The organism is Lonsdalea britannica (assembly GCF_946477055.1).
In the GTDB taxonomy this organism is placed as follows: domain Bacteria; phylum Pseudomonadota; class Gammaproteobacteria; order Enterobacterales; family Enterobacteriaceae; genus Lonsdalea; species Lonsdalea britannica_A.
In genome coordinates this window covers 1-8,506 of record NZ_CAMKXG010000159.1, presented here as the reverse complement: position 1 = coordinate 8,506, position 8,506 = coordinate 1, and the positions used below count along the sequence as shown (strand labels likewise).

At 57.3% G+C, this 8,506-nt stretch carries 4 protein-coding genes and 1 pseudogene; 1 reads left to right on the top strand and 4 read right to left on the bottom strand.

The genetic code is table 11. The features are described from left to right. Positions 1 to 99 precede the first annotated feature (99 nt). Positions 100 to 576, top strand: coding sequence for a GNAT family N-acetyltransferase (locus Q7O77_RS11435; protein ID WP_304167164.1), 477 nt, complete (start codon positions 100 to 102; stop codon positions 574 to 576). 188 nt (positions 577 to 764) lie between these two features. Here the strand turns inward: Q7O77_RS11435 and tldD are convergent. The 4 genes and pseudogenes from tldD to Q7O77_RS11415 form a co-directional block, all read right to left on the bottom strand. Then, a pseudogene (gene tldD, locus Q7O77_RS11430) lies at positions 765 to 2,222 on the bottom strand (metalloprotease TldD). 17 nt (positions 2,223 to 2,239) lie between these two features. Next, the gene (locus Q7O77_RS11425) at positions 2,240 to 3,589 is read right to left on the bottom strand and encodes a TldD/PmbA family protein (protein WP_304167161.1); all 1,350 of its coding nucleotides are present in this window, start codon (positions 3,587 to 3,589) and stop codon (positions 2,240 to 2,242) included. Positions 3,590 to 3,616: 27 nt separating this feature from the next. Then, on the bottom strand, positions 3,617 to 4,870 hold the full coding sequence (locus Q7O77_RS11420; protein WP_304167158.1) for a co-chaperone YbbN: 1,254 nt from the start codon (positions 4,868 to 4,870) through the stop codon (positions 3,617 to 3,619). Beyond that, positions 4,864 to 6,591 carry an ABC transporter ATP-binding protein/permease gene (locus tag Q7O77_RS11415; RefSeq protein ID WP_304167156.1) on the bottom strand — a complete coding sequence of 576 codons (1,728 nt, stop codon included), beginning with the start codon at positions 6,589 to 6,591 and terminating at the stop codon, positions 4,864 to 4,866. The genes Q7O77_RS11420 and Q7O77_RS11415 overlap by 7 nt, the downstream gene beginning before the upstream one ends. Between the last annotated feature and the right edge of the window lie 1,915 nt (positions 6,592 to 8,506).

The following is an 8,506-nucleotide window of genomic DNA, read 5'->3' as shown; positions in this document are numbered from 1 at the left end:
CATCAACCCGTGATTTCATTGCACTTAATTCTTCTAACGATAACGCTTATGCTTGGTGCCATCAATCGCTAAGCAACACAAAAAACGATGGGAAAACAGATGAGTATAACGATCCGCCAGGCTCGGGCCGCTGACGCCAATGTCATTTACGATATGATTTACGAACTGGCCGTGTATGAAAAAGCGCCCGAAGAAGTGGTGACGACACCCGATGAAATCCGGGATTCGCTGTTCAGCCCAGACAGTAAAATTGAAGCGCTGATCTGTGAAGTTGATGGCAAAATCGCAGGCTACGCCGTGTTCTTCACCAGCTATTCCACCTGGCTAGGTCGTAACGGTATTTATATGGAAGACCTGTACATTTCACCCGCTTTTCGCGGGAAAGGCGCAGGGAAAGCGCTTCTAAAAACGATCGCCCAATATGCCGTGAGCAGGCAGTGCGGCCGCCTGGAGTGGAGCGTACTCGACTGGAATCAACCGGCTATCGATTTCTATCAAAGCATCGGCGCCCTGCCGCAAGAGGAGTGGATACGCTATCGCCTTGATGGGGACGCACTGCTGAATTTTGCCGAATAACGCATCCGTACCGTTTTTTCTCTGGTTCTGGTACCCGCACTAATATACTGAGAGGACGTCAGTTTTCAGCCTGTTGGCGCTTAAAAAGGTCAATAGGCACGAAATCGCCTCATTCGAGGGGGGATGGCATGAGCCTTGAAATAGGCTCAAGCCGACTCACCTCATGCGTTATGGTTTCAGAGACGTCATCACGCCTGCCGCGTACCGCCCACGACCAGATTATCCACCTTCAGCGTGGGTTGCCCGACGCAGACCGGTACGCTCTGCCCGGCCTTGCCGCACATCGCAGTACCGCGGTCCAGCGCCAGATCGTTGCCAACCATACTGATTAATTTCAAGGTTTCCGAGCCGTTGCCTGTCAGGGTGGCGCCCTTCACCGGCGTGGTGAGCTTTCCGTCTTCGATCAGATAGGCCAACGCAGTCTGAAAACTGTATTGACCGCTGACAATATCCACCTACCCGCTTCCCAAATCAGCCAGATACAGACCACGTTTCACCGAGGCAATGATCTCCTCCGCGGCGTAGTGCCCGTTGCGCATAAAGGTATTGGTCATGCGCGGCATGGGGAGATGCGCATAAGACTGACGGCGGCCATTCCCGGTGGGCGGCAACTTCATCAGGCGCGCACTCAAGCTGTCATGCATGTAGCCTTTCAGAATGCCATCTTCGATCAGCGATGTGCATTGAGCCGGATGCCCTTCATCATCCACGTTCAGCGAACCACGCTGCCCCGCCACGGTGCCGTCGTCGACGATATTCACGCCGGGTTGCGCTACCCGCTCACCAATCCGCCCGGCGTACACCGACGTCCCCAAACGGTTGAAATCCCCCTCGAAGCCATGCCCCATCGCTTCATGCAACAACATGCCGGGCCAGCCAGCGGCAATCACCACCGGCATACTGCCGGAGGGCGCGGCGACCGCCTCCAGATTGATCAAGGCCGAATGAACCATAGAACACAGCGCAGCCTGCACGCGATCATCGTTAAAGAGTGTGAAATCGCCGCGCCCGCCGATGCCTGCGCTGGCCGTCTCGCGGAGGCCTTTTTGCTCAACGACCACGCTCATCCGCAGGACCAACATCGGCCGAATATCGGCCGCCTGATAGAGGTCGTGGCGCAGAATATAGTTAACCGAATGGGTCAATTCCAGACTGCCGGTGACCTGTACGACGCGAGGATCGATCTCTCTGGCCAGACGGTTGATGTTCTCCAATAGACTTATTTTCTGTGCGGCATCCGTGGCCAGCAGCGGATCGTCGGCGATAAAATTCGGCCGGCGCGCGCCATGGGGAGTCAGTGCGAGACGAGAACGCTGGCCGAGCGCAGCGATGGTCTTGACCGAACGCGCCGCCTCCAGCAGATGCTTCTGGTCGATATGCTGCGAAAACGCGAAGGCCGTCTGGTCGTCTTCTACCGCGCGGAGGCCGAAACCCTGATCGACATTGAAAGAGCCGCTTTTCACGACCCCATTTTCCATCGACCAGGTTTCGCGGCGCAGGCTCTGAACGAAAAGATCGGCGTAGTCCACCCGGTGTGCCAGCACCTGATCCATCATCCCCTGCAAATGGGCATCGGTAATGCCGTGCGCCTCCAGCAACTGCCCTTTGGCCTGCTTCAGATGCAATGTGGTGACTGATTCACTCATGGTAATCCCCTTCTGGATTAGCGCCCCGCCACCTGCAGGCTGTCGATTAATACGGATCCGCTGGTCAGCGCCCCTTGCGTCAGCGCATCGGCACCGACGGCGACAATGCTGCGAAAGATCTCCGCCAGATTGCCGGCTATCGTCACGCCGTCGACCGCATGGCGAATCTCCCCGGCTTCCACCCAGAAACCGCGCAGACTGCGGGAGTAGTCCCCGTTAATCAGGCGTGCCCCGCCGCCGCTGAAACTGGTTACCAGCAGACCGGTATGGAGTTTTTTCACCATCGCGGGGAAATCATCGTTGGGCTGGGTGCGGGCACTGCGCAGGCTCACGTTTCCCGGCCCCGAGCCGTTGCCGGTAGGCGCCATGCCAAGACGACGCGCGGCATAGGCGGAGAGGAAAAAACCGGTCAGCCTGCCGTTATCCACCACCGTTCGCGCCGCGCCGCTCACGCCATCGCCGTCGAATGACCGGCTGGCCAATCCCTGAGGGACAAACGGATCTTCCTCAATGCGAATATGCTCACTGAAAATGCGCTGTTCGAGGCGATCGGCGAGGAAACTGTTTTGACGATATAGCGCCGCGCCGCCAGCGGCCTGTATCAGATGTTCAAGGAGTGAAAGCGCGCTGCGGGGATCAAACAGCACCGGGCAGCGGCGACTGCCGGTCAGCGGGGCGACGTCCAATGCGGCCAGCGCGCCACGCCCTGCCGAAAGGCCAATCGCCTCCGGCGCTTTCAGCGACGACGCGAGCGGAGACTGTGAATACCTGAAATCCAGTTGGCTGCCCCCTTCCTTTCTGGCCAGCGCTTTAGCGCTCATCACATGGTGGGTTTGTCGATCGCCTTGGGCGAATCCCTGACTGTTCATCAGATACCATTGGGATTGTCCGGAACGGACCCAGACGCCATCGCTCACCACGCCGGTCCCCGCAGATCCGATGCCGTGCTCTAGGCGCTGGGCCAGCGACTGCGCATCCTCTTCGGTCAGCGCCCACGGATGCCATGAATCCAGTTCCCTCGGCGACGAGCAGAGAAACTCGGCGGCGGGCAACCCGGCATAAGCGTCCTCGCCGGTATAACCTGCAATACGGCAGGCGGCCTGAACGGTCTCGCTCAGGCGTGCCGGAGAGAAGTCAGTGGTGCTTGTCGTCCCCTGATGCTGCCCGCGATAAACCGTCAGCGACAGGCCGGATTGCGCATCACGAGTGCGCGCCCGCAACCGCCCCTGCCGCATTTCAATCAACAGGCCGTTGCTCTCGGAAAAACTCACCTGCGCGGCGGAAGCGCCAGCGCGGATCGCCTGCGAAATAACGCTGTCGGCCAGTTCCGCCAACTGCTGTTGGCTATGCGCAAAGGTGTTCGCCATACGGCCCTCCCGGTGATGGATGATGGGTTAAAAGTCCGGCGCATCGGCCAGAAGACGGTTGAGCTGCTGCTGCATCCGCGCTTTAACCGGCAAGAAAAGGTGCGAAACCTGGTGGTGAAACTGATTTTCTTTAGCGTAAAACGCCGCGTTGTCCTCCTGCCATTCTGCCCGAAGCGAGGCTAGCGCCTCCTGAGTCAATTGACCGGTTGGGGACTGCCGCTCCTTTTCTCTGAACCACTCGATACGCGTGCCGGGCGTAGCGCGATCTTCATCGCTCCATCCCGAGAGAATTTCCAGATGCTCAAACTGCGCCCAATGGAGGTGGTTCCCAATGTTGCCCCAAGCGTCGCCTTCGGTGATGGCAGGCACCGGCGACAGCAGTTGCAGCAGTGTGGCGAAAAGGTGTTCCAGATGACGGTCCGGACGCCGGTAGCTCGGCAGTAGCGCCTCCGCCTGTGCGCCCACCTCCGCCCAGGCGGAGGGCGCGGTTTCTCGACCCGCAAGACGATCGGCGCTTAGCATCTGCCAGCGTGACAGCAACTGCACCAGCTGCGGATCGCGTAGATAGCTGGCCCACGGCGTCGAACTTTCGCTAAACCACGCGTGCATAAACCCGAGCGGCACCCGCCGGAAATCTTTGCCGACGCCCAGCGCCCCAAACAGCGACGCCACCTGCTCCGCCGTCAGATAACCGCAGACATCGAACAATCTGCCCAGCGCTAACGGCAGGCCGGTGATACGTTCAAAGACCAGACCGTCGGGGTGATGCGCCATCGCGGCAGAAGCGGTGCCTTTGCCGTCAATCCAGAAACTGCTCAACGCCACCGAGATAGCGCCTGCCGCCGCGTGGTCTATCGTCCGGCGGGCGAGAAAATCATGCAGATCCGCGTCGCCATAAAAGCTGGGCCACGCCAGCGCTTCCTCATGACCTATCGTTGGCGTCGAGGAGATCGCCACCTGATGCCCGGCCAGCCAGGCGGTCAGTTGCCCCAGAGACAGGGCGCCCACCTGGCGCTCCGGTGGTGTGTCCCCGTTGAATAACAGCAGCGTCGGGATACCCCGTACGCCAAAGCGCGTCATGACCTCCGGATACTTTTCCACATCAATTTTGGCCACCAGCAGCTTGCCCGCGCTGTTTCTCGCCAGTGTGTCGATGATCGGCGTCATCGTGCGGCAAGGCACGCACCACGGCGCCCACAGGTCGACCAATACCGGCACGGTCGCGTCCGCCAGAAAACCCTCCAGGCTGACGTCGGTTAATTCGTTGGGTGTGTTTAACATGGCGTTCCTCTGCCCTGTTCGGGCGTCAGGGTAAGAATATGCGGGTGAAAGTGTTCCAGCGTTTCACGGTGGGCCACACTGATAAGGGTGCTATTGGGCAGCTGTTCGATAAGCGCTCGATAGAGACAACTTTCCGTTTCCGGATCCAGCGCGCTGGTCGCTTCATCAAGGAAAATCACATCGGGGCGGTGGAGCAGCACTCGCGCCATCGCCAACCGCTGCTGTTCGCCGCCGGACAGCACCTGCTGCCAGCGCTCGAACTGCGTCAAAGAGTCCACCCGCTCCGCCAGGCAGCAATCTATCAACGCCTGACGATATTGCGAGTCGGTAAAGGCGTCGGGCTCATCGGGATAGGCCAATGCGCTTTTTAAGGTGCCGACGGGGATATAGCTTTTTTGCGGTAAAAACAGCATGCGAGCAGCCTGCGGGCGAGTGATGTCACCCTCGCCAAACGGCCATAGCCCCGCACAAGCGCGCAGCAGAGTACTTTTTCCGCTACCCGAACGCCCCCGCACCAGCCAGCGTTCACCGGCTGAAACCTGCCAGTCCGGCAATCGCACGAGAACCGTGCCGTCAGGGCGTTGCAGCGTGACCCCCGCGCAATGAAGTGCTGCGCCGCGATTTTCCAGTCGAATCCCCGCAGGTTGCTCGCGGGCTTTATCCAGCGCCCAGAGCATGTCGCGTAACCGATTAGCCAAGGCCATCCAGTGAGTAAAGGATTGATAAGCCTGAGGGAAAAAGGCCAGCGTACCAAGCACCGTACCGTAGGCCAGGCTGATCTGAGTCAAACCGCCCAAGGTGATTTTTCCGGACAACAATAACGGCAGCGCCAGCAGCGTCGGCAACGGCGAAAAAACCTGTGCGAACATACTTTGGAAAAAACCCAGCTTAAACGTTTTGCGCATCATCAGCAGGGTGTTGGCCCGAACGCGCTCAAAGCGGGACAACAGCCGACGCCCTTCACGCTCACCGCCGCCAAAAAAGGCTATTTGCTCAGCGTTTTCACGTACCTGCATACCCAGAAAACGGAAATCCGCTTCCACCGTCTGTTTATTCATATTCACGCCAATCAGCACCTTGCCCAACCAGTGGCTCAGCGCAAGATGAGCGAAGGAATAGAGATAAACGGCAAAGACCATGTAGCCGGGGATCGAGACGGTCGAATCGCCAACGGGAATAGATAGCGCGCCCGACAGCCCCCAAAGAATGATGGTGAACGTGACGGTATTAACCACCACATGAATAATGTTGGTCGACAGGTTAATCGTGACGTCGGTAAAGAGATTAATATCTTCCGCAATACGCTGATCGCCGTTGCTGATTAAATTATCTCGCTCCAACTGATAATACGCGGAGCGCCGAGTCCAGCGCTCCACATAGCGGGTCGTCATCCAGGTACGCCAGCGCAAGGTCAGATAGTTAATGGCCAATACGCTAATCAGCGGTAATAACGTCGTGACCACGCCAATCGCCAGACTTTCCAGCATCGTGGTACTGATCACCGGCCAGTTAAGCGCGACCAGCGCATCGGTTAACTGCCCATGCAACTTATTCAGTGCCACATGGGCGTAGGTGCTGCTGAAGTTAATCGTCAAAATAATGGCAATTAATAACAGGGCCAGCCATTTCTCTGATGAAACCCAAAAAGGACGAATTAATTGCCACACGCCCGGCCGTTTAACATCGCCAAACAGCGCTGGATTAGTAGAAGACGTCGTCATATTCCCCACACACTAAAACGAGTACGTCACGGATAAACGTGCGGTACGGCCCGGTTTCACGCCGATATAATTCGCCGTGGAGGAATAAGAGTAGAGTTCGCGATCGAACAGGTTGTTTACGCCCAGCGTGACCGTGTATTTAGGCTGATGGTAGAAAACCGATGCGTCCGTTTGCGCCCAACCGCCGATCTTGAAGTAATTATTGGTCGAACCGTTCCAGGTATCGCTGGCCGCCTGCACGCCGAAGCCAGCGCCAAGCCCCTGGAGCCGCCCGCTTTGCAGTTCATAGGTCGTCCAGAGGCTGCCAGTATGTTTGGGCTGCCCCGTCACGCGGGATTGATAGATCGAACCGGTCACCGAGCTGTTATCCGCATCTTTGGGCTGAGCGAAGGTATAGCTGGCGAGAATGTTCCAGCCCGGCAAAATCTGGCCGTTCAAATCGAAATCAAACCCTTTGGTTTCGCGCCCTTCCGCACCAATCGCATTCCCGGTGATATCAGTCACGACCACGTTTTTCTGCTCAATATGGAATGCCGCCGTGGTGATCGTCAGATTGTCGTCCAACAAACTGAATTTAAGCCCGATCTCCTTCGACTTGCCGGTGGAAGGGTCTAACTGTTCCCCCGTCCGGGTATTGACCGTACCGACGGTCGCAAAACTGTGCAGCAGGTTGGCATAAGCCGTGATTTCAGGCGTGATGTCGTAGCTGACGCCATAACTTGGCACCCATTGGGTGACGCTTTTCTCCACCGTTTTAGTAGTGGTGGTCCCCGTGGTGGATCGCAGCAACCATTTGGCCTGCTTGAACGACACCTGGAAATGCAGACGCTCCCAGAGATCAATCTGGTCCTGCAAAATCAGCCCTTTTTGATACTGGAGCATGGTATAGGAGCGGTAGGTGGGGTCAGGAATGGCAGGGAACGAAATACTGTCAGGATCGTAATAATTCGCGGTGGTGTAAATCTTGCCACTGTACAAATCCCAACTGGTGGTCTTCGCCCGCTGATAGTCATAACCCACCAACACATTGTGGGTCATCGGCCCTAACGCAATTTTGCCGCGAATATCGTTTTGCAGACTGATGGAATTCAGATCCTGCTTATTCGCCAATTCGTGATTAATCAAAGTGCCATTGGCGCTCGCCCCATAAATCTCATGCAGGCGGTAATTCATTGTGTTGTCTAAATAGGTCGCCTTGCTGTTAAAAGACCAGTCGCCGGCTATATTCTGGTTTAACTCGTAGTAAGCGGTCTTGGCATTGATGGCAAAGTGGTTGTCCTTGTCGCCCAACCGATATTCCGCTGGCCGCTGGATGCGGCCGTTACTGTATATCGTCGCCGCTGGCCCAGACGTTCTGCCGGTATTGAATTCCGCGCCGACTTTAAGTTGGGTCTCATCCGTAACCCAGGCCAGTACCGGGGCCACATATTCGCCGCGCTTACCGTTAAAGTCAGGGAAGCTATTATCCGCCCGCATCGTGGAGGCATTAAAACGGTAACGGAACGTTTTGTCGTCGTTGAGCGGCCCGCCGAGATCAATGGCGTTTTTCACTTCGCCATATTTTGACACCTCGAATTTATAGGTATGCAGCGGATCGGCCGTGGGCGCTTTACGCACCACGTTTACGGAACCCGCAGGCGAACTGTTGCCTGCCAGCACCGCCTGCGGGCCTTTTAGCACCTCAACCCGCTCAATGCCGTCGATGCTGGAATAGCCGGTGGCGCTGCCGTTTATGGTGTTGTTGGGATTGGAAACGCCGTCCGTGGAACCGCCCGTCACGTTAAAACCGCGGATGTAGACCGTATTGCCGCCGCGGTTGCTGCTTTGTACCGTCACGCCACCAAGGTTGCGCAAGGCATCCTCCACCGAGACCTGTCTCTTATACACATCTGACGCTGCCGACGAAGAGGATAGT

Bases quoted from the DNA above. Each gene is read 5' to 3' on its own strand.
- Q7O77_RS11435 (WP_304167164.1), top strand. From the start codon at position 100: ATGAGTATAACGATCCGCCAGGCTCGGGCCGCTGACGCCAATGTCATT.
- Q7O77_RS11425 (WP_304167161.1), bottom strand. From the start codon at position 3,589: ATGGCGAACACCTTTGCGCATAGCCAACAGCAGTTGGCGGAACTGGCC.
- Q7O77_RS11420 (WP_304167158.1), bottom strand. From the start codon at position 4,870: ATGTTAAACACACCCAACGAATTAACCGACGTCAGCCTGGAGGGTTTT.
- Q7O77_RS11415 (WP_304167156.1), bottom strand. From the start codon at position 6,591: ATGACGACGTCTTCTACTAATCCAGCGCTGTTTGGCGATGTTAAACGG.